This is a genomic window from Roseovarius halotolerans, assembly GCF_900172255.1.
GTDB lineage: Bacteria > Pseudomonadota > Alphaproteobacteria > Rhodobacterales > Rhodobacteraceae > Roseovarius > Roseovarius halotolerans.
The window spans coordinates 1,268,290-1,292,540 of record NZ_FWFU01000001.1 but is presented as its reverse complement, the minus strand read 5'-3'; the positions used below and the strand labels follow the sequence as shown (position 1 = coordinate 1,292,540).

Below are 24,251 nucleotides of genomic sequence, written 5' to 3'. Positions count from 1 at the left end.
GAGGCGTGAGGCATGAAGGTCATCATCTGCGGGGCGGGCCAGGTCGGCTGGCAGATCGCCCGCCACCTGTCGGGCGAGAACAACGACGTCACGGTGGTTGACAGCAACCCGGACCTCGTGCGCCGGGCGACCGAGACGCTGGACGTGCAGGGCATCGCCGGTTTCGCCAGCCATCCCGACGTGCTTGAGCGCGCAGGCGCGCGCGACGCCGACATGATCATCGCCGCCACCTATTCGGACGAGGTCAATATGGTGACCTGCCAGGTGGCGCATTCGGTCTTTTCCATCGGGCGCAAGATCGCGCGGCTGCGCAGCCAGTCCTATCTGACGGCGATCTATTCCGATCTCTACCGGCGCGAACACCTGCCCATCGACGTGGTGATCAGCCCCGAGCGCGAGGTCGCCGAGGCGGCGATGCGGCGGCTGTCGTCGCCCGCGGCCTTCGATACCGAGATGTTCCTTGACGGCAAGGCGCAGCTTTTGGGGTTGCGCCTGCAGGAGGATTGCCCGGTTCTCAACACGCCGCTGCGCCAGCTGAGCGACCTGTTCTCGACCCTGCGGGTGGTGGTTCTGGCGGTGCGCCGCGAGGGGCGGCTGTTCGCGCCGGATTCGGGCGATCAGCTGTTTCCGGGCGACGAGGCCTACATCCTGGCGCCGCTCGAGGATATTCCGCGCACGCTTGAGGTGTTCGGCAAGTCGCAGAAGAAGCAGGAACGGCTGGTGATCGTGGGCGGCGGCAATATCGGGCTGGCGGTGGCGCAGGCGATGGAGGCGCGCGGCGCGCGCACCCGCACCAAGATGATCGAGCGCGACCGGCGGCGTGCGGAACTCGCTGCCGATGCGCTGGAGCGCACCATCGTGCTGAATGGCGACGGGATGGATTCGTCGCTCTTGCATGAGGCCGGGATCGCGCGCGCCGATGCGGTGCTGGTGGTGACGGATGACGACAAGACCAACATGCTGGCCGCCGTGCGCGCCAAATCCGAGGGCTGCCCGTTTGCGATCTCGCTGATCAACGACCCGACGCTGGTGCCGCTGATGGAGCCGCTGGGGATCGACGCCTATATCAACCCGCGTGCCACCACCGTCAGCTCGATCCTGCGCCATATCCGGCATGGCCGGGTCAAGGCGGTCTATTCCATCGGCGATGCCGAGGGCGAGGTGATCGAGGCAGAAGTGCTGTCCACGTCGAGCATCGCCGGCTCGGCGATCCGCGAGATCGACTTTCCCGAGGGGGTGCTGGTGGGCGCGGTGCGCCGGGGCGAGAAGATCCTCAAGCCGACCGGCGGGATGCGGGTCGAGGCGGGCGACGTGATCGTGGTCTTTGCGCTGGCCGATGACGTGGTGCGGCTGGAACAGCTGTTGCAAGTCTCGTTCGATTATTTCTAGTCCGATGAAAGAGCGTCTGCTGACCTTTCCGCTGATCCTGATCCTGGCCGGGGTCGCGGCCCTTGCGATGATGATTCCGGGGTTGCACGCGCTGGTGCAGGAGGAGCACCGGGTCGCGCGCGCCTTCGTCTATTCCAGCATTCTCGGTCTTGTGCTGCTGTTTTTGGTGGGGCTGGCGATGGCGGGGCGCGCGACGCGGGGCAATACCGACCTGCAGAACCTGTTTTCGCTGCTCATGGCCTATACGCTGTTGCCGCTGTTCCTGGCGCTGCCGTTCTACGAGGGCATCGCCAATACCAGTTTCATCAATGCCTATTTCGAGATGGTCTCGAGCCTGACCACCACCGGCGCGACGATGTTCGACACGCCCGGACGTCTGGTGGACAGCCTGCATCTGTGGCGCGGCATGGTCGGCTGGCTGGGCGGGCTGTTGATGTGGATCGCGGCATCGGCGGTGCTGGCGCCGCTGCACCTTGGGGGGTTCGAGGTGACCGCGAGCGGTGAGCCGGGCCAGGAGGTGAGCGAACTGGACCGGTTCGAGCGCGCCAGCCCCGGCAAGCGGCTCGCGCAGACCACCTATCAGTTGTTGCCCGTCTATGGCGGGCTGACCGCGGCGCTGTGGCTGATGCTGATGATCGGCGGCGACCGACCGCTCGTGGCCTTCATGCATTCGATGTCGACGATGGCGACAAGCGGCATTTCCCCAATCGGCGGCATCGAGAATGCCGGGTCGGGTTATGGCGGCGAGGCGGTGATTTTCCTGTTCATGCTGTTTGCGCTGTCGCGGCTGACCTTTTCATCCGACACGATCACCACGGCCCGTCCCGGCCTGCATCACGACCCCGAATTCCGATTTGGCATGGCGCTGGTGATCGGGGTGCCGCTGCTGCTGTTCTCACGTCATTGGCTGGGCGCTTTCGAGGTCGACCAGACCGAGAGTTTCGCGCTGGCGGCAGAGGCATTGTGGGGCGGGATGTTCACGGTGCTGTCATTCCTGTCGACTACGGGTTTCGAGAGCGCCGCCTGGGAGGGCGCGCGCAACTGGTCGGGTCTGGGCACGCCGGGACTGATCCTGATGGGGCTGTCGCTGGTGGGGGGCGGTGTTGCCACCACGGCGGGTGGCGTCAAGCTGTTGCGTGTCTATGCCCTCTACCTCAACGGGCGGCGCGAGATGGAGCGGCTGGTTTACCCGTCATCGGTGGGGCGCGCACAGGCGGGCAGCCGCCGGATCCGCCGTCAGGGCGCGTTCATCGCCTGGATATTCTTCATGCTGTTCGCGCTGTCGCTGACGCTGGTGACGGTGGCGCTGACCGCGTTGGGGCAGGGATTCGAGCCGGCTATCGTGCTGGCGGTGGCGACGCTTTCGACAACGGGGCCGCTGATAACGGTCGCAACCGAGACGCCTATTCAACTGTTGACACTTGCGGGGCCCACCAAGCTGGTGTTATGCGCGGCGATGGTGTTGGGTCGTCTTGAGACATTGGCGATCATCGCGCTGCTCAATCCCGGCCTGTGGCGCAATTGACGCTCTGGTTTCGCTCGCGCCGGGAAGGATTTGATTTTGGACTGGAAAGTCGCGCGCACCCGCTTCATACTCTGCCGGTGAGGGAGTGACCGTGCCGGTCCGCGGCGCATGCAAGAATAAAGGCTTTGGATTACGATGGCATCTGATAGGCAAAATCTGCAAGACGCATTTCTGAATCAGGTTCGCAAGACCAAGATTCCGGTCACGATCTTCCTGATCAACGGCGTGAAATTGCAGGGTGTGATCACATGGTTCGACAATTTCTGCATCCTGTTGCGTCGCGACGGGCAGGCCCAGCTTGTCTACAAGCACGCGGTGTCGACCATCATGCCGTCGCAGCCGATCAGCCTTTACGAGGGTGACGACGCGTCTTGACGCAAAGCACCGAGAACGCCGAGACCCGCGCCTGGGTCCTGCATCCCGATATTCCTGCAACGGCCCATGGCCGTGATGCCAAGCTGGCGCTGGCGGAAGCCGAATCGCTGGCCCATGCGCTGCCCGGCCTGACGGTTGTGGGCGCCGAACTGGTGCGCCTGCCCAAGCCGCATCCGGGCACGCTGTTCGGCAAGGGCAAGCTGGCGGAGCTGAAAGCCCGGATCGAGGCCGAGGAGATCGGCCTCGTGCTGATCGACGGGCCGGTGAGCCCGGTGCAGCAACGCAATCTCGAGCGCGAGTGGGGCGTGAAGCTGCTGGATCGCACCGGGTTGATCCTCGAGATTTTCAGCGACCGGGCGGCGACGCGCGAGGGTGTGCTCCAGGTCGAGATGGCCGCGCTCAGCTATCAGCGCACGCGGCTGGTGCGGGCCTGGACCCACCTTGAGCGTCAGCGCGGCGGGCTTGGATTTGTCGGCGGCCCCGGCGAGACCCAAATCGAGGCGGACCGGCGCGCCATCGACGAGCAGCTTGTGCGGCTGCGGCGTCAGCTGGAAAAGGTGGTGCGCACGCGCGAGCTTCACCGTGCGGCGCGCGCCAAGGTGCCGTTTCCGATCGTGGCGCTGGTCGGCTACACCAATGCCGGTAAATCCACCCTGTTCAATCGGATGACCGGCGCCGAGGTGATGGCCAAGGACATGCTCTTTGCCACGCTCGATCCGACCATGCGGCGCATCGAGCTGCCGGGTGGCGGACCCGAGGTGATCCTGAGCGACACGGTGGGCTTCATCAGCGATCTGCCCACCGAACTGGTCGCGGCCTTCCGCGCCACCCTTGAAGAGGTGCTGGCGGCGGATCTGATCCTGCATGTGCGCGACATCTCGCATCCCGAATCCGAGGAGCAGGCGCGCGATGTGCGCGCCATTCTCGAAAGCCTTGGCGTGCGCGAGACAACGCCGCAGATCGAGGTCTGGAACAAGATCGACCGGCTGGCACCCGAGGCGCGCGAGGCGGCGCTGGTGCGCGCGGCGCGTCATGACCATGTGCAGGCGCTTTCGGCGGTGACCGGCGAGGGGATGACGGCGCTGGTGGAGGCGATCGCGGACGCGATCACCGAGACGACCCATGAAACCGAGCTGCACCTGCGCTTTGACGAGGGGCGCAAGCGCGCCTGGCTGTTCGATCGGGGGCTGGTCGAGGGCGAGACCCAGACCGAAGAGGGCTTCACCCTGCAAGTGCGCTGGAGCACCAAGCAGGAGGCGCAGTTCGCCCGGCTTTAGGCCCGCGTCAGTGCGGCGTGGCGGAAGAGAACAGCTGGATCACCAGGATGCCGCCGAGGATCATGCCGGTGCCGATGATGGCGGGGGCGTCGAGTTTCTGGCCGAAGACGACGAAACCGATCATCGCGATGAACACGATCCCCAGCCCCGACCAGACCGCATAGGCCACGCCGACGGGGATGTATTTGAGCGTCAGCCCCAGAAGGTAGAGCGCGATGGCATAGCCCACCATCGCCACCAGCGTCGGCACCAGCCGGGTGAATTGCTGGCTGGCCTGAAGCGCGGTGGTGCCGACGGTCTCGGCGGCAATCGCGCAGATCAGCAGAAGATAGACCTTGGTCATGGCGATGAGTCCTTGTGGTGCGGGGCGGGCGATCAGCCCTTGAGGGCGGCGTCGAGATTGCTGTCGATCTTCTCGAGAAAGCCCATCGTCGTCAGCCAGCCCTGATCGGGGCCGACCAGCAGCGCGAGATCCTTGGTCATGTGGCCCGATTCCACGGTGTCCACCACGACCTTTTCGAGGGTCTCGGCGAAATGCGCGAGCGCCGTGTTGTCGTCGAGCTTGGCGCGGTGCTTCAGCCCGCCGGTCCAGGCGAAGATCGAGGCGATCGAGTTCGTCGAGGTCTGCTCGCCCTTCTGGTGCTGGCGGTAATGGCGGGTGACGGTGCCGTGGGCGGCCTCGGCCTCGACGATCTTGCCGTCGGGGGTCATGAGCTGGCTTGTCATCAGCCCGAGGCTGCCGAAGCCCTGCGCAACGGTATCTGACTGCACGTCGCCGTCGTAGTTCTTGCAGGCCCAGACGAAGCCGCCGTTCCATTTCATCGCGCAGGCGACCATGTCGTCGATGAGCCGGTGTTCATAGGTGATCCCGGCCTTTTCAAACGCGTCGCGGAATTCCTCGTCATAGACTTTCTGGAAGAGTTCGAGGAAGCGTCCGTCATATTGCTTGAGAATGGTGTTCTTGGTCGAGAGATAGACCGGCCATCCCATGTTCAGCCCGTAATTGAGCGAGGCGCGGGCAAAATCGATGATCGAGGAATCGAGGTTATACATGCCCATGTAGACGCCCGCGGAGGGTGCGTCATAGACCTCTTCCTCAATCACGGTGCCGTCCTCGCCGACGAACTTCATGCTGAGCTTGCCGGGGCCGGGGAATTTCATGTCGGTGGCGCGATACTGGTCGCCGAAGGCGTGGCGGCCGATCACGATGGGGCGGGTCCAGCCGGGCACGAGGCGGGGCACGTTGCGGCAGATGATCGGCGCGCGGAACACCACGCCGCCAAGGATGTTGCGGATGGTGCCGTTGGGGCTGCGCCACATCTTCTTGAGGCCGAATTCCTCGACGCGGGCCTCGTCGGGGGTGATGGTGGCGCATTTGACGGCGACGCCCACCTCCCTGGTCTTTTCGGCGGCGTCGATGGTGATCTGGTCCTCGGTGCGGTCGCGTTCCTCGATGCCGAGATCGTAATAGAGCAGGTCGATATCGAGATAGGGCAGGATCAGCTTCTGCTTGATGAAATCCCAGATGATCCGGGTCATCTCGTCGCCGTCCATCTCGACGATGGGGTTTTCTACCTTGATCCTGGACATGTCGCGCTCCGCTTGGGGTGGGGTTGATCCGGCTATAGCAGCGATGCGGCGATGCAGAAAGGGTGTTGGGGCGCAGTGCTGGCCGCCGGGTGGGCGATGCAACGTTTGTGGGGTGCAGTTTATGCCTGCCAAGCCCGTCGTCGGTCACATCGATGCGCGACGTTGCAAGAGCGCCCGCCCGAGGGGGCGGCCGGGCGCCGCGCAGGGGCCTGAAGGCCGCTATTCGCGCGAGGGTGGGGAGGGTAGTTTGGAAAAAAAAGGCGACGACCAATGCGGATATTGGCGCGGTGGGCACCGACCCATCCCGAGACCAACCTTGCGCAGGCGTTTCATGGTAGGCACATTACTCAAATCTGATGTGTAGCTCTGGTGAAGACGATGAAATGTGCGTCCAGTTTTGAGGTGTTAAGCGGATGCTCTGTTTGCGACGACGACAAGTTCTTGGAGATAAATCATCCCCGTGGTCTCTATCGCGCCCGCATCAAGAACATCCCGCGTAGGGAGTACACCAAACCGTTCCTTCTGGAGGTTCACCTTTACTTCAGCGCTCCAAATTTGGATGAAGCAAGAGATATTGCTGAAGGTCACTTAGCCGACGTCCTCAATTTCTTGTCCGTTTCTGCCGGAGCACCGTACAAAAAAAGCCGAATTCGGCAGATCATTGATGCCGGAGAGATTGAGGATCCATCTTCGAGAACGATCTTATGCTGGGGTGATCGCCCCGAATACGATGACCCCCAGCCATTTCTGGACGATTTAGTCGTGAATTCCATGGAAACGCTGATGCAGTTCGACCACCCCCCAGCGGTAAGTAGGGCAATGAGATGGTTTAGAACTGGGCTGAATGCTGAGTTTCGGGACGACCAGTTCACGTATTTCTGGTTGGCGATCGAGATACTCGCCACCCACGCCAAAACGAGTTCAAAAGTTCCCGACAAATGCCCACACTGTCGGGGTTCACTTTACTGCCCAGAGTGCGAAAAAACACCGTTACATAAGCCCTACGAAAAGCAGGCCATTCGCGATCTGTTGCTGAAGTTTCAGGACATCTGCGACGAGGAGAAAGCGACGCTTCTGGCACAAACGCGGAATAGCCTAATGCACGGAGCCACACTTCGTGAGATACAGGGCTCCCTTCCTGACGGTTACGATAATGTCGTGGATTGCCTTGGAGAGCTTGTTTGGCGCGCGATTGTCATTCAGTTTCCACCTGAGTTGGTTCACGGTATCCCGCTTGGCCAACCGGGAACATATTTTGAGCCTACGATGACTGCCGTGGCGACAATTCAGACCGCTGTTCCACAAGACTCCGATGGGAACTTTGAAATCGATTTTAGCGGGGTTCAGGTGCAGATGAAACCTTTTGGCCCGCCGCAAAGTGCGCGCCGGTACGCCGTCGAAGTTTCTCAGGAGCAATTTGATCAGTTGAGAGGCCTGTCGTTTAGAACGGGAGACGACCAAGAGATGCTGCAAAGAGTTGCTCATGAACTTTACGAAGGTTCCGACAAACCATTCATCGGCGTCTTGGCTACTGATATGGCCGAGATTCGGCAAAGAGTGGAACAAGGCGAACAAGGCGAATGGCAGACGATATTTCGACAGATATTCGATACCGGAGCGAAGATTGGCCGCATCCAGTAGCGGCGAGCAGGCGGTCCGCCAGAATGAGCGTTTGACTGAGACGAAGGGCCTTTTCCTCTAAAGTCGCATCGCTGCCCCTTCACCCCCCCCAAAAAAAAGCCAGGGGCCGGATGAACCGGCCCCTTTGTCGTTTATCCGATGATCCCGTTCAGGGTTGCGCTTGGGCGCATGACCGCGGCGAGTTTTTCCGGGTCGGGGTGGTAGTAGCCGCCGATATCGGCAGGCTTGCCCTGGGCTGCGGCCAACTCGCCGGTGATCTTGGCCTCGTTCTCGGCCAGGGCCTTGGCCATGGGCGCGAATTCCTCGGCCAGCGTCGGGTTGTCCGTTTGCGCGGCGAGGGCCTCGGCCCAGTAGCGGGCGAACCAGTAATGGCTGTCGCGGTTGTCGGGCTCGCCGACCTTGCGGCTCGGGGAGCGGCCATTGTCGAGAATGCCCTGGGTCGCCTTTTCCGCCGCCTCGCCAAGGATGCGGGCGCGGGCGTTGTCGTGGACTTCGGCCAGGAACTTGAGGCTTTCGCCAAGAGCGCAGAATTCTCCGAGGCTGTCCCAGCGCAGGTGGTTTTCCGACTGGAGCTGCTGCACATGCTTGGGGGCCGAGCCGCCGGCGCCGGTCTCGAACAGGCCGCCGCCATTCATCAGCTTGACGATCGAGAGCATCTTGGCCGAGGTCGCGAGTTCCAGGATCGGGAACAGATCGGTCAGGTAGTCGCGCAGCACGTTGCCGGTGATGGCGATGGTGTTCTCGCCCCTGGTGATGGTTTCGAGGCTGGCGCGGGTCGCTTCGCGCGGCGCCATGATCTCGAACTTGTCGGCAACGCCCTTGGCCTCGAGGAGGGGGCGGACGTATTTGATGAGTTCGGCGTCATGGGCGCGGGTCTCGTCGAGCCAGAAGATCGCGCGGAAGCCGGTGGCCTTCTGGCGTTCGATGGCGAGGTTCACCCAATCCTCGATCGGGGCCTTGCGGGCCGAGGCCGAGCGCCAGATATCGCCCGCCTGAACGGCATGCTCATGCAGCACGGTGCCGTCATCGAGTTCCATGCGCACGGTGCCGTCTGCGGGGATCTCGAAGGTGGTGGGGTGGCTGCCGTATTCCTCGGCCTTCTGGGCCATGAGGCCGATATTCTGCACGGTGCCTGCGGTGGCCGGGTCGAGCTTGCCGTTCTCCTTGAAGAACTTGATCGCCTCGTCATAGACGGGCGCGTAGCTGTCATCGGGAATGACGCAGACGGCGTCATGTTCCTTGTTGTCAGGCCCCCAGCCCTTGCCGCCCGAGCGGATCAGCGCGGGCATCGAGGCGTCGATGATGACATCCGAGGGGACATGCAGGTTGGTGATGCCGCGGTCGCTGTCCACCATATACATGGGCGGGCGTTCGGCGCGCACGGCTTCGATGGCGGCCAGGATCTCGGGCTTGTCCGAGACGCGTTCGAGCAGGGCGCCAAGGCCCGCATTGGGATTGACCCCGGCGGCGTCGAGTTCGGCGCCGAACTTGTCGAAGACGGGCTTGAGCCATTGCTTGACCGCGTGGCCGAAGATGATCGGGTCCGAGACCTTCATCATCGTCGCCTTGAGGTGGAGCGAGAAGAGCACGCCTTCGGCCTTGGTCTTTTCGATCTCGTCGGCGAGGAAGGAATCGAGCGCGGCGGCGCTCATGTAGGTCGCGTCAACGACGGTGCCCGCCGGGTAGCTGACGCCGTCCTTGAGGACGGTTTCAGCGCCATCCGCGCCGGTCAGCACGATCTTGGCGGTGGCCGCGTCGGCCAGCGTCGCGGAGGTCTCGTTCGAGCGGAAATCGCCGCCATTCATCGAGGCGACGCGGGTCTTGCTGTCGGATGACCAGTCGCCCATGCGATGCGGGTTGTTCTGGGCGAAGCTCTTGACGGCGGCGGCGGCGCGGCGGTCGGAATTGCCTTCGCGCAGGACCGGGTTCACCGCCGAGCCCTTGATCGCGTCATAGCGCGCGCGCACGTCCTTTTCGGCATCGGTTGCCGGGTCGGAAGGGTAGTCGGGCAGGGCATGGCCCTGTTCCTGGAGTTCGCGGATCGCGGCTTCGAGCTGCGGGCCGGAGGCGGAGATGTTGGGCAGCTTGATGACGTTGGCGTCGGGGGATTTCACCAGTTCGCCAAGATCGGCGAGGTCGTCATTCACGCGCTGCGCTTCGGTCAGGCATTCGGGGAAGGCCGCGAGGATACGCCCGGCCAGCGAGATGTTGCGCGTGCCGACGGTGATTCCGGCGGCGGAGGCGAAGTTCTCGATGATGGGCAGGAGCGAGGCGCTGGCGAGTTCGGGCGCTTCGTCGACCTTGGTGTAGATGATGTCGGGATTGGGGGTATCGGCCATCTGTGATCCCTTTCGATCTGGTTGTGAGCTTGCCGCCTCATAACGCAATAAGGGCGCGCGGGAAAGATCGTATGCGACAGTATACAAAAAATATTTACACGCGGCGGCGAGGGTCGGGCGGAGGGCGGCGTTCAGGTGGCGAAGCGTTCAGCGCGCTTGAGGCGGATCATTAGAAGCCGCGCCGCGCTGACCGCGCAGAGCACCGCCACGAAGAGCGGAATCGGCGTGCCGTCGAACATGAGCCCCACCGGCACGGTCAGGAGGACCGAGCCCACCGTCGCGATACAGGCGATCACGCTGGCGGCCATGCCGGCGATATGGCCGAGCGGCTCCATCGCGAGCGCGTTGATATTGCCGAGCGTCAGCGCGGCGTGGGCGAAGACCGTGGTCTGCCAGGCGACATAGAGGGGGAATTGCAACGCCGGGGGCAGGCCGAGGGTGAAGGCGAGCACGATGCCGAGCGTGAGGGCGATTTCGATGCCAAGCGCGCCCGCCACCATCCGCCGCATCCCGAAGCGCATCACGATCGAGGCGTTGACGAGGCTGCCTGCGCCCGCGAAGAGCGCCATGCAGAAGAACCAGAACGGAAATTCGGGGCCACGGGCGAAGGATTGTTCAAAGATCTGCTGGATCATCGAGATCGAGCAGAACAGCGTCGTCATGCACAGCATCTGCACGGCGATGGCCAGCCGCACGGTCGGAATGGACAGCACTTCGCGCATGGCAAGCACCAGCGCGGCGCGGCGAAAGGGACGGCGGCGCGCGGGGGGCAGGGGTTCGTCCAGGCGCAGCGACAGCCAGAGGCTGCTTGCCAGCGCGAAGAGGATGAAGGTGAGGAAGATGGCGCGCCAGCCCGCCAGCGCGATCACGCCGCTGCCCGCCAGCGGAGAGACGGCGGGGACCAGCGTGAACACCATCATCACGAAGCTCATGAGCCGGGCCATGTCGCGCCCCGAATAGAGGTCGCGCACGATGGCCATCGCCACGATGCGCGCCGCCGCAGCGCCGAGCCCCTGCACGATGCGCGCGGCGATCATGAGTTCGAGCGTGGGCGCGGCCCAGGCCAGTGCGGCCCCGGCCATATAGACGCCGGCACCTGTCAGGAGCACCGGCTTGCGCCCGAAACTGTCGGACAGCGGCCCGGTCAGCAGCGTGCCGAGTCCGAGGCCGAAGATGAAGGAGGTGACCACGAGCTGCGCGCGGTTGGGCGCGTCGGGGGTCAGGTTCTCGCCGATCTGGGGCAGGGCGGGCAGCATGGAGTCGATGGAAAAGGCGACTGTCGCCACCAGCATCGCCATCATCGCCACGAATTCGACCCGGCCAAGGCGGCTCTGGCCGGTCATGTCTCGGGTCTTTCGGGGTCGTTGGCGGGCTTGTCATCGCCCCGGTGGTGCTTGTCGGTATGTCCGAGCCGCGCGATCAGCCATTCGGTATGTTCTTCGCGCTTGCGCACGGCATAGGCGCCGAACTGCTGGATCGTCACGGCAAAGACACCAAGGCCGAGAAGGATGAAGATGGTGGTGCCGATCTTGCCGAGCGGCGAGGCGGGGACCAGTTCTCCGTAACCCACGGTGGACAGGGTGACGACGGTGAAGAAATAGCTGTCGAGCCAGCTCCAGCCTTCGACATGGCGGAAAAACACCGTGCCCGAGACGATGATCAGAAGCAGCATCGCCAGAAGCGTGAGGGCGTTGATGCCGCGCATGGTTCAGCCCTCGCCGGGTTGGGCGGCAAGCTGCGCGGTGATGTCGTCGATCACCTGCAGCCAGAGCTCGGGCGGCTGTGCGCCGGGAACGGCGTGCTGGCCTGCGACGATAAAGGTCGGCACCGAGCTGACGCCCATCTCGCGAAACTGCGCATCGCGCTTGCGGATCGCGTCCTCGTCGGCGTCCGAGGCCAGCAGGCGGCTGACCACGGCGGCGTCCATTTCGAGTTCGTCCGCCAGGTCGGCCAGCACTTCGTGATCGCCGATATCGCGGCCCTGTTCAAAATAGGCGCGAAACAGCGCCATCGCCATCGGGGTCTGGCGGTCCTCGATGCCGGCCCAATGCAGCAGGCGGTGCGCATCGAGCGTGTTGGGGGTGCGGGTGATCGCCTCGAAGTCGATGTTGAGCCCGGCCTCGGCCGCCTTTTCGGCGACCGGCATATATGCCTTTACCGCGCCGTCCTTGCCGCCGAATTTCTGTTCGAGATAGGCGCGCCGGTCCATGCCCTCGCGCGGCATGTCGGGGTTGAGCTGGAACGGATGCCATTCAATGGTGAAGGGGTGGTCGGGGCGTTCCTTGAGCGCGGCGTCAAGAAGCGCCTTGCCGATATAGCACCAGGGACAGATCGGGTCGGAGACGATATCAAGCTTGACCATTGAGGGCCTCGTAGATCGGGCGCAGTTCGCGCCGCAGGAGTTTACCGTTGGCACCCGTTGGCAGGGCTTGGACGTGGAAATAGCCGCGCGGTCGCTTGTAGGCGGCAAGGTTCTCTTTCACATAGGCATCAAGGGCGGCTTCGTCCACCGGGGCGGGGCCGCTGTAGAAGGCCATGATGAGGCGGGTATCCTGTTTCACCTCGATATCGGTCACCGCGGATTGGGTGATGCCGGGGAAATGGTTGAGCACGGATTCGACCTCGATGGGCGACACGCGATAACCGCCCGCGTTCATCATGTCGTCGGCGCGCCCGAGATAGGTGATCGCGCCGTTTTCATCCATGCAGCCCTGATCGCCGGTCAGGAACCAGCCGTCCTGAAAGCGTGCGGCAGTGTCTTCGGGCGCGTCGAGATAGCCCAGCATCAGCCCCGGATCGTCGCGATCGATGGCGATGGTGCCTTCGGTGCCGAGGGGAACCGGGCCATCGGGGCCGACAATGGCAACGCGGCGTCCGGGCTGTGGACGGCCCAGAGTTCCGGGGGCGGCGGGGTGATCGGGGCTTGCCGAGATGAAGGTCGAGCATTCGGACATGCCGTAAGCCTCGTGGATGGCGGTGCCGGTGGCCTGTTCCCAGGCAAGGCGGATGCTGTCCGAGAGCTTTTCGCCTGCGGCCAGCCCGTGACGCAGTTTCGGCAGCGAAAGCGGCGTGCCGGGTTGCAGCATCTTGCGATAGACGCCAGGGGCGGCGGCGAAGATGGTCGCATCGTGTCGCTTGAGCAGGAGCGGAAGCTGCACGGGATCGATGCCGGGTTCGGGAATGAGCGCGGTGGCGCCGATGGTCCAGGGGTCCATGAGCCCGGTGCCCAGCGTATATGTCCAGTTGAAGGCGCCCGCGTGCAGCATCCGGTCCTGCGGGCCAAGCCCATACCAGCCCGTCATCATCATCTGGCGCGCCCAGATCGCGCGATGCGCATGGCACACCGCGCGCGCCACGCCCGAAGTGCCTGAGGTGTAGATGATATAGGCCAGCCGGTTCGGGTCGCCCATGTCCCAGTCGGCGGCGGGCAGGCCGCGCATCGCCTCGAGGGCGGGCTGGTCGATCACCGGCATGTCGGTTTCGGGGCAGGCGATGCCGGGGCCGCGCAGGATCGCGGCGGGGGCAAGCGTGTCGATCATCCTGGCCACTTCGGGTGCGGTGAGCTGCGAGGATGTCGGCACCGGCACCAGCCCCACGGCGATCGCGCCCAGATAGGCGATGGGAAATTCCACCGTATTGCCAAGGCGCATCAGCACCCGGTCGCCGGGCACGAGCCCGGTGCGCAACAGTCCCGTGCCGGTGCCGAGCACTGCCTGCTTGAGGCGCGCGTAGCTCCAGCGTTCGGCGCCTGAGAGGCCCAGAACCGCCAGCGCCACCTTGTCGGGCGTGTCGTCGGCATGGGCCAGCACATGCGCGGCCAGGTTGAAGGGGGCGGCACAGGGCGGGTGCGCGGCGGTGCGTGTCACAGAAAGCATGTTCACCGATTAGGCCGCGCGCCCCTCAGTTGCAAGTGGCAGGGGCGGGGCTTATAGGATTTCGCTATGAAGCGCACGACGCCAGAGAACCTGATCCGCGTGGCCCGCGAGAATGGCCGGCAGGACAGCGCAGAACCGCTGAACCTAGGCGAGAGGGTGCGCGAGCTGCGCAAGGCGCGGGGCTGGACGCTGGAACAGGCTGCGGGTCAGGCGGGGCTGGCGAGATCGACCCTGAGCAAGATCGAGAACGGGCAGATGTCGCCCACCTACGAGGCGCTGAAAAAGCTGGCGGTTGGGCTGGAGATCTCGGTGCCGCAACTGTTCACGCCGCCCCAGCGCGAAAAGGTCAGTGGCCGCATGGCGGCGACGCGGGCGGGCGAGGGGCAGCACCAGGCGACCACCACCTATGAGCATGAATTGCTGGCCGAGACCCTGACCAAGAAGCGGATGCTGCCTTATCGCGCGCGCATCCGGGCACGGGATGTTAGCGAATTCGATGGCTGGGTGCGCCATGACGGCGAGGAATTCCTTTATGTGCTGACCGGAGTGATCCGGCTATACACCGAGTTCTACGAGCCGATCGAGATGCGGCGCGGCGACAGCGCCTATTACGACGCGACGATGGGGCATAACGTGATTTCGGTCAGCGAAGAGGATGCGACCTTGTTGTGGGTCACATCCCTGACCTGAGCGCCGCGGCGGCGGTCAGAACATGCTGCGCACACCGCGGGCGGCGTCGGAGATATCGCGCCCCATGCCTTCGACGGTGCCGCAGGCGGTGAGTGCGGCGAGAAAGCTGAGAACCAACAGTTTTTTCATGGCTGCCCAGATCCTGGTCTAGTCTTCTTCATACCACCAGACCTCGGGAAGGAAACCGATGCCGTCCCCGTAGATTGGCAGATCGTCTTCTGGATAGCGCAATTCCTTCAGGTGGGCAATCCGGCCCACGGCGTAGTTGTGGATCGGGATGACGTAGCGTCCGGCGGTCAGGACCCGGTCGAGAGCGCGGGTCGCGGCGATGAAATCGGCGCGGCTGCGGGCCTTGAGCATGGCGTCGATCATGGCGTCGGCAGCGGGGGACTTCATGCCCATGAGGTTGCGGCTGCCGGGCTGGTCGGCCACGTCCGAGCCCCAGTAGAAGCGCTGTTCATTGCCGGGGCTGAGCGAGAGCGAGCGGCGCATGAAGGTCAGGTCGAAATCATACTGGCGCTCGCGTTCGCTGTATTGCGCCTTGTCGGTCGATTGGACGTTGAGGCGGATGCCGAGGCGCTCGAGGGCCTTGGCGTAGATATCCATGATCGCGCTGGCCTGCTGGATGAGCGCGTCCTGCTGCAGGAGCACCGTCAGTTCCAGCGCCTCGCCGGCGGCGTTGCGCAAGCGGCCGTCCTGCACCGTCCAGCCCGCCTCTTCGAGAAGCTGCACGGCACGGCGCAGGTTGGCGCGGTTGCGCTTGGAGCCGTCGCCGGAGGGCAGGGTGTAGCCGTCGAGCGTTCCGGGCGGCAGCGTGTCGGCAAAAGGCGCGAGCAGCGCGCGCACCGCGTCATCGGCGGGGCCGGGGCGCATCCCGAGTTCGGAGTTCGAGAAGTAAGAGGTGATGCGCGGCTGGCGCCCGCCGGTGAGCGTGTCGTTGATATAGTCGAAATTGAACGCCAGGATCAGTGCTTCGCGCACACGCCAGTCATCGAGCGGCGGGCGGCGGGTGTTCATGACGAAGCCGGTCATGCCCGAGGGCTTCTGGTGGGGGATTTCGGATTTGACGATCTCGCCGTTCCGGACGGCGGGGAAATCATACTGGGTTTCCCAGCGCTCGGCGTTGAATTCGCGGATCCATGAAAGGGTCTGGGCCTTGAACGCCTCTTTGAGGACGGTGTTGTCGCCGTAGTATTCGATGCGGATCTCGTCGAAATTGTTGGTGCCGCGCCGCAGGGGCAGATCGGCGCCCCAGTAATCGGGGTTGCGCCTGAGCAGGACGAAGCGGCCGATCTCGTGGTCGGCCACCACATAGGGCGCGGAACCAAGGGGGATGTCCTCGCGCCCGGACTCGGCGAAATCGCGCCCGTCCCATTGCGCCTTCTTGAGGATCGGGCGCAACCCTGCGATGAGCGCCAGTTCGCGATCCTCGGTCGAGAAGGTCAGGCGCACCTTGCGCGGGCCGGTCTGTTCGATCCGCGCGACCTGATCCCAGAAGGCGCGGTAGCGGGGGTGCCCATCGGTGCCCAGCACCTCATAGGACCAGATCACGTCCTCGACGGTGACCGGGCTGCCATCGGAGAATCGGGCCTCTTCGCGCAGGGTGAATTCGACCCATTCGCGGTCGGGGCCGGTTTCGACCGATTCGGCCAGAAGGCCGTAAAGCGTGAAGGGTTCGTCCCAGGAGCGGCCCATCAGCGATTCATGCGTGAGATACTGAAGCTGCCAGGGCGGGGTGCCCTTGAGGGTGAATGGATTGAGCGAATCGTAGCTGCCGACATTGCCGGTCGTCACGCGCCCGCCCTTTGGGGCGTCGGGATTGGCATAGGGGAGCGACACAAAATCCGGTGGCAGCGCGGGGTCGCCATACATAGCTATGCCATGTGTGGGCTCTGACGCCCCCGGAAGCGCGCTGGCACAGAGGAAAAGACAGGCCGTCGCGGCGCGTCCCCAGGAGAAAAAATCCGGTCTCATTCTGGCAACAATTCCCGATGGCCCATGTATGCTTGAGCCCGGACCCTAGAGGCGGATTTATGTCTTTTCAAACTTTTAGCTTGGATGATGGCGCCGGATTGCTTATAAAGGGGGCACTGCTCGATAGGTTTCTTGCCTGTATGAAACCTGCCTCAATAACTTAACGCCGGCTTCGCGCCGGCGTTTTTTTTTGGTCATTTCAGACCGAGGCGCGGGGCGGGTCTGCGCTATGTGGCATCTCGTTGCCCGGCGTGCCAGAGCTTTTGTTTTCAGGTGGCATTCGCGGCCATGACGATTATGCTGCAGCTGCAAAACGTCACAGGAGGGCATTGCAATGAGCGTTGCAGGCAAGACGGCCGTCGTCACCGGCTCGAATTCGGGAATCGGTCTGGGAATCGCCGAGGAGCTGGCCAGGGCCGGTATCAACGTGGTCCTGAATTCCTTTACCGATTCGGAGGATGACCACGCGCTGGCCGAGAGGATCGCCAAGGAGCATGGCGTGAAGGCGCGCTATATCCAGGCGGATATGTCGGACCCTGATGCTTGCCGTGCCCTGATCGAAAAGGCGGGGGCCTGCGATATCCTGGTGAACAATGCCGGTATCCAGCATGTCGCGCCGATCGACCAGTTCCCGGTCGACAAGTGGAACGCGATCATCGCCATCAACCTCAGTTCGGCCTTTCACACCACGGCGGCCGCGCTGCCTGTGATGCGCAAGGCGGGCTGGGGCAGGGTGATCAACATCGCCAGCGCCCACGGGTTGACCGCGAGCCCGTTCAAGTCGGCCTATGTCGCCGCCAAGCACGGGATTGTCGGGCTGACCAAGGTGACGGCGCTGGAAACCGCGCAGGAGCCGATCACCGCCAATGCGATCTGTCCGGGTTACGTTCTGACCCCGCTGGTCGAGGCGCAGATCCCCGACACGATGAAGGAATACGACATGAGCCGCGAGGACGTGATCCGTGATGTCATGTTGCAGCGTCAGCCCTCGAAGGAATTCGCCACGGTGGAGCAACTGGGCGGCACTGCGCTGTATCTCTGTTCGGATGCGGCGGCGCAGGTGACCGGCACCACGATCAGCGTCGATGGCGGCTGGACCGCGCTTTGAGCCTGTCGTGACCCGCAGGAGCAAGAAAGCCACCAAGCGCATCAACCTTGCGCTTCAGGGCGGAGGCGCGCATGGGGCCTTTACCTGGGGTGTGCTGGCGCGGCTGCTGGAGGACGAGGATATCGAGATCGCGGCGATCTCGGGGGCCTCGGCAGGGGCGCTGAATGGCGCGGCGCTGAAATCGGGTTTGCTGGAGAACGGGCGCGAGGGCGCGCTGGCCAATCTCAACTGGCTATGGGAGCAGATGGGCGCGGTGCAGGACATGCGGATGCCCGCCTGGATGATCGGCGCACTGCCCGCGCCGGGGATGATGAGCGCGGCGCTGGAGGCGTCGATGCCCTTTGCCGCGGTGGAGTCCCTTACGCGGATGGTGTCGCCCTATGCCTATGGCCCGTTCTATCGCAACCCGCTGGAGCGGATCGCGCAGCAGTTCCATTATGACACGATCTGTGCCGCCGAGGGGCCGCGGTTTTTCGTCGGCGCGACCAATGTGCATAGCGGCAAGATCCGGATCTTCACAGGCGACGAGATTTCGACCGAGACCCTGTTGGCCTCGGCCTGCCTGCCGACGCTGTTCAAGGCGGTGGAGATTGAGGGCGAGCATTACTGGGACGGTGGCTATACCGGCAACCCGGCGCTGTTTCCTTTGTATGCGCAGGACTTGCCGCAGGATGTGCTGATCGTGCATATCAACCCGCTGGAGCGCGCCGAGGTGCCGCGCAATCCGCAGGCGATCCAGAACCGGATCAACGAGATCAGCTTCAATTCCTCGTTGCTGCGCGAGATGCGGGCGATCCGTTTCGTGCATCGCCTGCTGGATGATGGCGCGCTGAGCGAGGGGGCGATGAAGCGGGTGCATGTCCACATGGTCGCCAATGACGACCTGATGCAGGAGCTGTCGCTGGCGAGCAAGATGGTCCCGGCGCCTTACCTGCTGCACCGGCTTCACGATGCGGGCTACGAGGCGGCGGGGACGTTTCTGGCGAACCATCGCGACGATCTCAATACGCGCGGCACGGTCGATCTCGAGGCGATGTTCAGCTAGGTGCGCGGCCGGATGCGTTCGGGCTCGTCGCTTTCGAGATAGGCTTCTTCCTCGGGGGTCAGGGTGACCTTTTCAAAGCCGGTGATCATGGGTTTCACATGCGCGCGGAAGGAATGGCCGACCGTCAGCAGATAGACATGCGCGACGATGAAGGCGGCGATGGCATAGGCCGAGAGCAGGTGGATGTCCGTGACCCAGCCCGCCAGCGCCAGAGCATTCGGGGCGTCCTCCCAGAGGTTCCAGCCCAGCGCGAGAAGGCCGGTGATCCAGATTGCGGGAAAGAGGATGATCTTGAGAGCGAGATAGGTGATCGCCTGAAGCGGGTTGTGCTTGCGCCAATAGGCCTTGCGATAGGGGTGCGGGCCGCCCTTGAAGATGTCCCAGACGTAAAAGCGCGCCACCTTCAGCAGCCCGTCGCGCGAGGGCACATAATGTTTCCAGGTGCCGGTGGTCAGGTGCCAGAAGATCGCGAAGACCCAGAGCACGATCAGCGCGAGCGCGGCCATGGTGTGGATCATTACCGCCGGGCCGAAGGGGATCGCGCCATGCAGCCCGTTGAGCCCGAGACCGGTGAACAGGAGGATCACGATCAGCAGCATCTGTGCCCAATGCCAGAAGCGCTCGAAGCGGGGGTAGACCTTGACGTAACGCTCAGTCATGGGAGGCTCCGTTTTTCGAGGGGCGCAGGACGCGGATGGCGGCGTGGATCAGAACCCCGCCCAGCGCCGAAAGGAACAGCGCAAGGCCAAGCGTGCCGGCCCAGTCAAAGGGTGCCGTGCCGGGCATGTTGATCCCGGCAAGGCCGGCCATGCGGCCATCCCTGGCGTGGCAGCTTTCGCATTCCACCGCATCCTTGGCCGGGGCGACCATGTGGGCGATCGGCCAATACATGTGGGTGTCGACGAAACCGAATTCGCCGGAATATTCCTCGCCCGCGGCCTTCATCCCCGCATCGATCGCCTTGGCCCAGTCGAAATTGGTCCAGAGCGCGGTATCGGTATCCGGCCCCCAGACCTGCGTGTAGACCAGTTCGTTGAGCTGGCTGTCATAGGCCTGCCGCCCTTCCATGCGCTTGAAGGGCCAGATCCGGTTGCCCTCTGCGTCAGGGGTGCCGTGGATCGGGTTGATCTCGACCGTTTGGGTCGGGTCGATCTTGCGGTCGCCGGTGGTGTATTCGACGACGCCGTCGAACCAGGCGTAATGCGGCGTGACGTTCTCGCCCCATTCGAAATCGCCCTTGGTGGACAGGTAGGTGTGGCGGTGGTCGCCATCGGCCTCAAGATAGTCCGAGATGGCGATGGCGCGGCCCTGTTCATCCAGCTTGCCGGCGGTCGACCAGTCCCAGACCGTCTTGGTGGCGACGCCGCCGCGGGCGAATTCGGGAATGTGGCAGGACTGGCAGGCCAGGGTATCGGTATGATCGTTGAGCTTGAGTCCCTTGATGTTGGCGGGGTGGGGCGTATTGCCGTGGCAGCTTTCGCAGGTGGCGGTGGTGCGGGCCTCGCCGGGTTTGCCGGTGCCATGCGGGTCGGTTGCCTGCGCCATGTAGCGCGACCCGGCCCAGTTGTGGCGGTCGCTGACATGGCAGGTGGAGCAGGTGAAGTCGCCGCCCTCGGGAGACATGTGGACATCGGTCGATAGTGCGGGTTCATAGAGCGCCGAGGAAAGGTCGCCGTGTTTCACGTTGTCGCCGCCGCCGCCATAGAAGTGGCAATTGCCGCAATTGGCGCGGGTCGGCTGGCCGACGCTGCGCGCCGCCTTGCCCAGATCGACCGCCCACGCGGGCGCGCCGGTGATGGTCTTGGATTTCGCGGGAACGGGGTCGAGCGGCGGATGGCCCGAGCGGTCGTCGGCCTTGGTGTATTGACCGGAGCGATCGTGGCAGACGAGGCAGTCGGGCGTGGCGCCGGCCTCGGCGGAACTCTGGTGCATGTCGTCCCAGCCATAGCCCGCATGACAGGACGTGCAGCGCGGTTCATTGCCCGGAACCGAGCCGCAGAACGCGTTGATGACGTTGCGCTTGCCGAGCAACTGGCCGGTCTCGGGATGCTCGAATTCCCATTTGAAATGGATCGAATGCATCACCTGGTCGTCGGCGTTGTTATGGCAGCTGAGGCAGGCCTCGGTGACTTCGGGGCCGGTCTTGAAGTCCTTCTTGAGGATTTCGAACTTTGAATGATCCGCCGTGCTGTCCGCACCGGGGAGCGCGGGTGCGCCGCTCTGTTGCGCGGCGAGCGGACCTGCGACGGCCAGCATCGTCAGCAGCAGGGAGAGCAGGAAGCGAATCATAGGCACGGCCCGTTTGTTAAGAAAATCCACATTCCTGATCTGGAATGTATATTTCCCTACCGCATTGATCCAGCGCAAGGCGCGGCCGAGCGCCGATCGCTATAGCGCGCGCCGCGCCAGCGCACCCGGCGCGCGGACAAGAGTGTGTGGCCTGTGCGAAAGCGAATGCGGAATCAGACCGCGCCCAAAATGGCGCGGTGCGAGAATGACGCAGGCGCGATTCAGGTCCTTCGCTTCAGTCTTGGGTCGTCGGGGTTGACTTCGCCGGGATAGACAAGCCCGGCCGAGATGACCAGCTTGGCGGCATCCTCGACGCTCATGTCGAGTTCGATCACGTCCTCGCGCGGGAAGAACAGGAGAAAACCGCTGGTCGGGTTCGGGGTGGTGGGCACGAAGATGCTGAGCAGGTCCGAGCCGGTTTCGGCCTTGGTGTTGACCTCGCCCTTGGCGGCGGTCGAGATGAAGCCGACGGCCCATATGTCCTTGCGCGGATATTGTACGAGGCAGGCTTTCTCGAAGCTGCGTTCGGACTGGGCAAAGACGGTTTCGGCGATCTGCTTCACGCCCGAATAGATCGAGCGCACCACCGGCATCCGGTTGACCAGCGATTCAGCGAAGCGGATCAGGGATTTGCCGATCAGCCCCTTGGCGATCCAGCCGACGATGATGGTGAAGACCAGGAAGATGATCACGCCGACGCCGCGCAGGTTGATGCCGATGTAATGTTCGGGGCGCAGGTTGGTCGGGATGAGCGGCAGCACGAAGCTGTCGACCCAGCCCATCAGGGTCCAGATCAGCCAGATCGTCAGCGCCACCGGCGCGATGACCACGAGGCCCGTGAGGAAGCTGGCGCGCAACCCCGAGAACATGCCCGGTTTGCGCAGCGGTTGGGGCTCTTCGTCGAATGGGGTTGTCATTGGGGTTGTTCTGTCTTCCGTTCACGACATAGATCGCTATCTAAGCTCTTTGCGCGGGCGGAACAATGGGATTTGCGCCGGATTCACGGGCACGACACGCGGAACGCGACCCTCTGCCGGGAAATGAGGCAAAGCGGTGTGCCCGGCGGTTGTCTGGCGGTCGCGAAAAGCCCGGCAAGGGGTTGCGCCCCGTCAAGGGCGGTAGTATACGCGCGCCACTCAACACCGCAGGCATGGGCGGGCCGATGGGGGAGACATCCTCATCCGTCCACCGGTTGAAGCGACGCTTCTCATCCCGTGCCGAGGCTAAAACCGGAAAGGAAACGGACATGGCTCTTCCCGAGTTCTCCATGCGTCAGCTGCTTGAAGCCGGCGTTCACTTTGGTCACCAGACGCAGCGTTGGAACCCCCGTATGGGCGAGTTCATCTATGGTGCGCGCAATGGTATTCACATCGTCGACCTGACGCAGACCGTGCCGCTGCTGGATGCGGCACTGAACGCGGTTCGCGAGACCGTCGCCAAGGGCGGCCGCCTGCTGTTCGTGGGCACCAAGCGCCAGGCCGCGCAACCGGTGGCGGATGCCGCCGATCGCTGCGCACAGTATTACATGAACCACCGCTGGCTGGGCGGCACGCTGACCAACTGGCAGACCGTGTCGAAGTCGATCAAGCGCCTGCAGGAGATCGACGAGATCCTTGCCGGTGGCGCCGAGGGCCTGACCAAGAAAGAGCGTCTTGGCCTGGAACGCGACCAGTACAAGCTGGACGCCAGCCTGGGCGGTATCCGCGAGATGGGCGGCCTGCCGGACATGCTGTTCGTCATCGACGTGAAAAAGGAAGCGCTGGCCGTGGCGGAAGCCAACAAGCTGGGTATCCCGGTCGTGGCCGTGGTCGACACCAACTGCTCGCCCGATGGTGTGGATTACATCATCCCCGGCAATGACGACGCCGCCCGCGCGATCTCGCTCTACTGCGATCTCGTGAGCCGCGCCGCTCTGGACGGCACGGCCGTGCAACTTGACGCCGCAGGCGTTGACGTGGGCGCGCTGAGCGAAGCGCCGGTCGAAGAGGCTGCCGCAGAAGCACCGGCGGAGACGCCTGCTGAGGCTCCGAGCGAAGCGGCCGCAGAGGCACCGGCGGATCAACCCGCGGAAAGCTGAGCGGCGTTCACGAAAACGACACGGGGGCAGGGGTATCCCGCCCCCGGTATAATCCGAATATCCGAAGGAGAGCCAAGATGGCGATCACTGCTGCACAGGTGAAAGAACTGCGCGACAAGACCGGCGCAGGCATGATGGACGCGAAGAAGGCGCTGAGCGAGAACGATGGCGACATGGATGCCGCCGTTGACTGGCTGCGCACCAAGGGTCTGGCGAAAGCCGCCAAGAAATCGGGCCGCACCGCCGCCGAGGGCCTCGTGGCCGTCAAGGTCGATGGCGGAAAGGGCGTTGCCGTCGAGGTGAATGCCGAGACCGACTTCGTCGCCAAGAACGGCGAATTCCAGGAGATGGTCGGCAAGATCGCCGAGGCCGCTCTTGGTGCCGCTGACATCGAGGCGCTGAAAGCCGCCGATCTGGGTGGCAAGAGCGTGGCCGACACGATCACGGACAAGATCGCCACCATCGGCGAGAACATGTCGCTGCGCCGCATGGACGCCATCGAGGGCGATACCGTTGTGTCCTATGTCCATAACGCGATGACTGACGGCATGGGCAAGATCGGCGTTCTCGTCGCGCTGAAGGGCGGCGACGAAGCGTTCGGGCGCCAGGTTGCGATGCATATCGCCGCCACCAACCCCGCCGCGCTGAACGAGGCGGAGCTCGATTCCGCCGTGGTCGACAAGGAACGCCAGGTCCAGATCGACATCGCACGTGAGTCGGGCAAGCCCGAAGCGGTGATCGAGAAGATGATCGAAGGCCGGATGAAGAAGTACATGGCCGAAGTGACCCTGCTGGGTCAGGCCTTTGTCATCAATCCCGACCTGACCGTCGAAGCCGCCGCGAAGGACGCGGGCGCCGAGATCCTGGGCTATGTGCGCCTGGAAGTGGGCGAAGGCATCGAGAAGAAGGAAGAGGATTTCGCGGCTGAAGTCGCGAAGGCCGTGCAGGGCTGAGGCTCGCCGATCCACAATGCAGATCCTGAAATGACCGGTGCCGCCCCTTGGGCGGCACCGGTTTTTTTGCACGAACCATCAATTGGGGATCGAATAGAACGCAG

22 protein-coding genes are annotated in these 24,251 nt (G+C 63.8%); 10 read left to right on the top strand and 12 right to left on the bottom strand.

The features are described 5' to 3' along the window. Window positions 1-12: 12 nt before the first annotated feature. The 4 genes from trkA (at window position 13) to hflX (ending at window position 4,566) form a co-directional block, all read left to right on the top strand. Window positions 13-1,389, top strand: coding sequence for a Trk system potassium transporter TrkA (trkA, locus tag ROH8110_RS06240; protein WP_085816788.1), 1,377 nt, complete (start codon window positions 13-15; stop codon window positions 1,387-1,389). A 4-nt stretch (window positions 1,390-1,393) separates the two neighbouring features. After that, on the top strand, window positions 1,394-2,914 hold the full coding sequence (locus ROH8110_RS06235; protein WP_085816786.1) for a TrkH family potassium uptake protein: 1,521 nt from the start codon (window positions 1,394-1,396) through the stop codon (window positions 2,912-2,914). Window positions 2,915-3,049: 135 nt separating this feature from the next. Next, window positions 3,050-3,289, top strand: coding sequence for an RNA chaperone Hfq (gene hfq / locus ROH8110_RS06230; RefSeq protein WP_085816784.1), 240 nt, complete (start codon window positions 3,050-3,052; stop codon window positions 3,287-3,289). Beyond that, a complete protein-coding gene (hflX, locus tag ROH8110_RS06225) occupies window positions 3,286-4,566 on the top strand; it encodes a GTPase HflX (protein WP_085816782.1) in 1,281 nt (426 codons plus the stop codon). Before hfq ends, hflX begins: the two co-directional genes overlap by 4 nt. Before the next feature lie 7 nt (window positions 4,567-4,573). On the opposite strand, the gene ROH8110_RS06220 is transcribed toward hflX, so the two are convergent. Next, a complete protein-coding gene (locus ROH8110_RS06220) occupies window positions 4,574-4,909 on the bottom strand; it encodes a DMT family transporter (protein WP_085816778.1) in 336 nt (111 codons plus the stop codon). Between the two features lie 32 nt (window positions 4,910-4,941). Then, window positions 4,942-6,156 (bottom strand): NADP-dependent isocitrate dehydrogenase, encoded by a 1,215-nt coding sequence (locus tag ROH8110_RS06215; protein WP_085816777.1) that lies wholly within the window; start codon window positions 6,154-6,156, stop codon window positions 4,942-4,944. A gap of 378 nt (window positions 6,157-6,534) precedes the next feature. On the opposite strand from ROH8110_RS06215, the gene mauJ reads away from it, so the two are divergent. Continuing rightward, window positions 6,535-7,797: a methylamine utilization protein MauJ gene (gene mauJ / locus ROH8110_RS06210; protein WP_085816776.1), complete on the top strand. Its 1,263-nt coding sequence runs from the start codon at window positions 6,535-6,537 to the stop codon at window positions 7,795-7,797. Window positions 7,798-7,928: 131 nt separating this feature from the next. On the opposite strand, the gene ROH8110_RS06205 is transcribed toward mauJ, so the two are convergent. The 5 genes from ROH8110_RS06205 to ROH8110_RS06185 form a co-directional block, all read right to left on the bottom strand. Further along, window positions 7,929-10,136 (bottom strand): NADP-dependent isocitrate dehydrogenase, encoded by a 2,208-nt coding sequence (locus tag ROH8110_RS06205; protein ID WP_085816775.1) that lies wholly within the window; start codon window positions 10,134-10,136, stop codon window positions 7,929-7,931. A 131-nt stretch (window positions 10,137-10,267) separates the two neighbouring features. Beyond that, window positions 10,268-11,479 (bottom strand): MFS transporter, encoded by a 1,212-nt coding sequence (locus ROH8110_RS06200; protein WP_085816774.1) that lies wholly within the window; start codon window positions 11,477-11,479, stop codon window positions 10,268-10,270. Then, window positions 11,476-11,841 carry a potassium channel family protein gene (locus ROH8110_RS06195; RefSeq protein ID WP_085816773.1) on the bottom strand — a complete coding sequence of 122 codons (366 nt, stop codon included), beginning with the start codon at window positions 11,839-11,841 and terminating at the stop codon, window positions 11,476-11,478. Before ROH8110_RS06195 ends, ROH8110_RS06200 begins: the two co-directional genes overlap by 4 nt. Window positions 11,842-11,844: 3 nt before the next feature. Next, window positions 11,845-12,498, bottom strand: a complete 654-nt coding sequence (locus ROH8110_RS06190; RefSeq protein ID WP_085816772.1) for a DsbA family oxidoreductase — start codon at window positions 12,496-12,498, stop codon at window positions 11,845-11,847. After that, window positions 12,485-14,011, bottom strand: a complete 1,527-nt coding sequence (locus tag ROH8110_RS06185; RefSeq protein WP_085816771.1) for a class I adenylate-forming enzyme family protein — start codon at window positions 14,009-14,011, stop codon at window positions 12,485-12,487. Before ROH8110_RS06185 ends, ROH8110_RS06190 begins: the two co-directional genes overlap by 14 nt. 66 nt (window positions 14,012-14,077) lie before the next feature. Between ROH8110_RS06185 and ROH8110_RS06180 the strand changes: the two genes are divergently transcribed. Continuing rightward, a complete protein-coding gene (locus tag ROH8110_RS06180; protein WP_085816770.1) occupies window positions 14,078-14,701 on the top strand; it encodes a helix-turn-helix domain-containing protein in 624 nt (207 codons plus the stop codon). Window positions 14,702-14,716: 15 nt separating this feature from the next. Here the strand turns inward: ROH8110_RS06180 and ROH8110_RS06175 are convergent, their stop codons facing one another. Continuing rightward, window positions 14,717-14,830 (bottom strand): entericidin EcnA/B family protein, encoded by a 114-nt coding sequence (locus ROH8110_RS06175; protein WP_085816769.1) that lies wholly within the window; start codon window positions 14,828-14,830, stop codon window positions 14,717-14,719. Between the two features lie 18 nt (window positions 14,831-14,848). After that, window positions 14,849-16,675, bottom strand: coding sequence for an extracellular solute-binding protein (locus ROH8110_RS06170; protein WP_085816768.1), 1,827 nt, complete (start codon window positions 16,673-16,675; stop codon window positions 14,849-14,851). Between the two features lie 334 nt (window positions 16,676-17,009). Here ROH8110_RS06170 and ROH8110_RS06165 point away from each other — a divergent pair, with 334 nt between their 5' ends. Together ROH8110_RS06165 and ROH8110_RS06160 are read left to right on the top strand one after the other, a co-directional pair. Next, window positions 17,010-17,783, top strand: a complete 774-nt coding sequence (locus ROH8110_RS06165; RefSeq protein WP_085816766.1) for a 3-hydroxybutyrate dehydrogenase — start codon at window positions 17,010-17,012, stop codon at window positions 17,781-17,783. Next, window positions 17,761-18,828: a patatin-like phospholipase family protein gene (locus ROH8110_RS06160; RefSeq protein ID WP_085816765.1), complete on the top strand. Its 1,068-nt coding sequence runs from the start codon at window positions 17,761-17,763 to the stop codon at window positions 18,826-18,828. Before ROH8110_RS06165 ends, ROH8110_RS06160 begins: the two co-directional genes overlap by 23 nt. On the opposite strand, the gene ROH8110_RS06155 is transcribed toward ROH8110_RS06160, so the two are convergent. The 3 genes from ROH8110_RS06155 to ROH8110_RS06145 all read right to left on the bottom strand — a co-directional run bounded on the left by ROH8110_RS06155 (window position 18,825) and on the right by ROH8110_RS06145 (window position 22,034). Continuing rightward, the gene (locus ROH8110_RS06155; protein ID WP_085816764.1) at window positions 18,825-19,487 is read right to left on the bottom strand and encodes a cytochrome b/b6 domain-containing protein; all 663 of its coding nucleotides are present in this window, start codon (window positions 19,485-19,487) and stop codon (window positions 18,825-18,827) included. The two genes, ROH8110_RS06160 and ROH8110_RS06155, sit on opposite strands and share 4 nt — an antisense overlap. Next, window positions 19,480-21,117 carry a tetrathionate reductase family octaheme c-type cytochrome gene (locus tag ROH8110_RS06150; RefSeq protein ID WP_085816762.1) on the bottom strand — a complete coding sequence of 546 codons (1,638 nt, stop codon included), beginning with the start codon at window positions 21,115-21,117 and terminating at the stop codon, window positions 19,480-19,482. The genes ROH8110_RS06155 and ROH8110_RS06150 overlap by 8 nt, the downstream gene beginning before the upstream one ends. 221 nt (window positions 21,118-21,338) lie before the next feature. Continuing rightward, the gene (locus tag ROH8110_RS06145; protein ID WP_085816761.1) at window positions 21,339-22,034 is read right to left on the bottom strand and encodes a DUF502 domain-containing protein; all 696 of its coding nucleotides are present in this window, start codon (window positions 22,032-22,034) and stop codon (window positions 21,339-21,341) included. A gap of 329 nt (window positions 22,035-22,363) precedes the next feature. Between ROH8110_RS06145 and rpsB the strand changes: the two genes are divergently transcribed. After that, window positions 22,364-23,194: a 30S ribosomal protein S2 gene (gene rpsB, locus ROH8110_RS06140; RefSeq protein WP_085816759.1), complete on the top strand. Its 831-nt coding sequence runs from the start codon at window positions 22,364-22,366 to the stop codon at window positions 23,192-23,194. Between the two features lie 77 nt (window positions 23,195-23,271). Continuing rightward, window positions 23,272-24,147, top strand: a complete 876-nt coding sequence (gene tsf / locus ROH8110_RS06135) for a translation elongation factor Ts (protein ID WP_085816758.1) — start codon at window positions 23,272-23,274, stop codon at window positions 24,145-24,147. Window positions 24,148-24,251: the final 104 nt, after the last annotated feature.

Excerpts from the sequence above, each read along its gene's own strand:
- ROH8110_RS06165 (WP_085816766.1), top strand. The coding sequence starts at position 17,010 with ATGAGCGTTGCAGGCAAGACGGCCGTCGTCACCGGCTCGAATTCGGGA.
- ROH8110_RS06170 (WP_085816768.1), bottom strand. The coding sequence starts at position 16,675 with ATGAGACCGGATTTTTTCTCCTGGGGACGCGCCGCGACGGCCTGTCTT.
- ROH8110_RS06175 (WP_085816769.1), bottom strand. The coding sequence starts at position 14,830 with ATGAAAAAACTGTTGGTTCTCAGCTTTCTCGCCGCACTCACCGCCTGC.
- ROH8110_RS06160 (WP_085816765.1), top strand. The coding sequence starts at position 17,761 with ATGGCGGCTGGACCGCGCTTTGAGCCTGTCGTGACCCGCAGGAGCAAG.
- ROH8110_RS06180 (WP_085816770.1), top strand. The coding sequence starts at position 14,078 with ATGAAGCGCACGACGCCAGAGAACCTGATCCGCGTGGCCCGCGAGAAT.
- ROH8110_RS06150 (WP_085816762.1), bottom strand. The coding sequence starts at position 21,117 with ATGATTCGCTTCCTGCTCTCCCTGCTGCTGACGATGCTGGCCGTCGCA.
- ROH8110_RS06145 (WP_085816761.1), bottom strand. The coding sequence starts at position 22,034 with ATGACAACCCCATTCGACGAAGAGCCCCAACCGCTGCGCAAACCGGGC.
- trkA (WP_085816788.1), top strand. The coding sequence starts at position 13 with ATGAAGGTCATCATCTGCGGGGCGGGCCAGGTCGGCTGGCAGATCGCC.
- ROH8110_RS06195 (WP_085816773.1), bottom strand. The coding sequence starts at position 11,841 with ATGCGCGGCATCAACGCCCTCACGCTTCTGGCGATGCTGCTTCTGATC.
- ROH8110_RS06155 (WP_085816764.1), bottom strand. The coding sequence starts at position 19,487 with ATGACTGAGCGTTACGTCAAGGTCTACCCCCGCTTCGAGCGCTTCTGG.
- ROH8110_RS06205 (WP_085816775.1), bottom strand. The coding sequence starts at position 10,136 with ATGGCCGATACCCCCAATCCCGACATCATCTACACCAAGGTCGACGAA.
- tsf (WP_085816758.1), top strand. The coding sequence starts at position 23,272 with ATGGCGATCACTGCTGCACAGGTGAAAGAACTGCGCGACAAGACCGGC.
- rpsB (WP_085816759.1), top strand. The coding sequence starts at position 22,364 with ATGGCTCTTCCCGAGTTCTCCATGCGTCAGCTGCTTGAAGCCGGCGTT.
- ROH8110_RS06220 (WP_085816778.1), bottom strand. The coding sequence starts at position 4,909 with ATGACCAAGGTCTATCTTCTGCTGATCTGCGCGATTGCCGCCGAGACC.
- ROH8110_RS06200 (WP_085816774.1), bottom strand. The coding sequence starts at position 11,479 with ATGACCGGCCAGAGCCGCCTTGGCCGGGTCGAATTCGTGGCGATGATG.
- hfq (WP_085816784.1), top strand. The coding sequence starts at position 3,050 with ATGGCATCTGATAGGCAAAATCTGCAAGACGCATTTCTGAATCAGGTT.
- ROH8110_RS06190 (WP_085816772.1), bottom strand. The coding sequence starts at position 12,498 with ATGGTCAAGCTTGATATCGTCTCCGACCCGATCTGTCCCTGGTGCTAT.
- mauJ (WP_085816776.1), top strand. The coding sequence starts at position 6,535 with ATGAAATGTGCGTCCAGTTTTGAGGTGTTAAGCGGATGCTCTGTTTGC.
- ROH8110_RS06215 (WP_085816777.1), bottom strand. The coding sequence starts at position 6,156 with ATGTCCAGGATCAAGGTAGAAAACCCCATCGTCGAGATGGACGGCGAC.
- ROH8110_RS06185 (WP_085816771.1), bottom strand. The coding sequence starts at position 14,011 with ATGCTTTCTGTGACACGCACCGCCGCGCACCCGCCCTGTGCCGCCCCC.
- ROH8110_RS06235 (WP_085816786.1), top strand. The coding sequence starts at position 1,394 with ATGAAAGAGCGTCTGCTGACCTTTCCGCTGATCCTGATCCTGGCCGGG.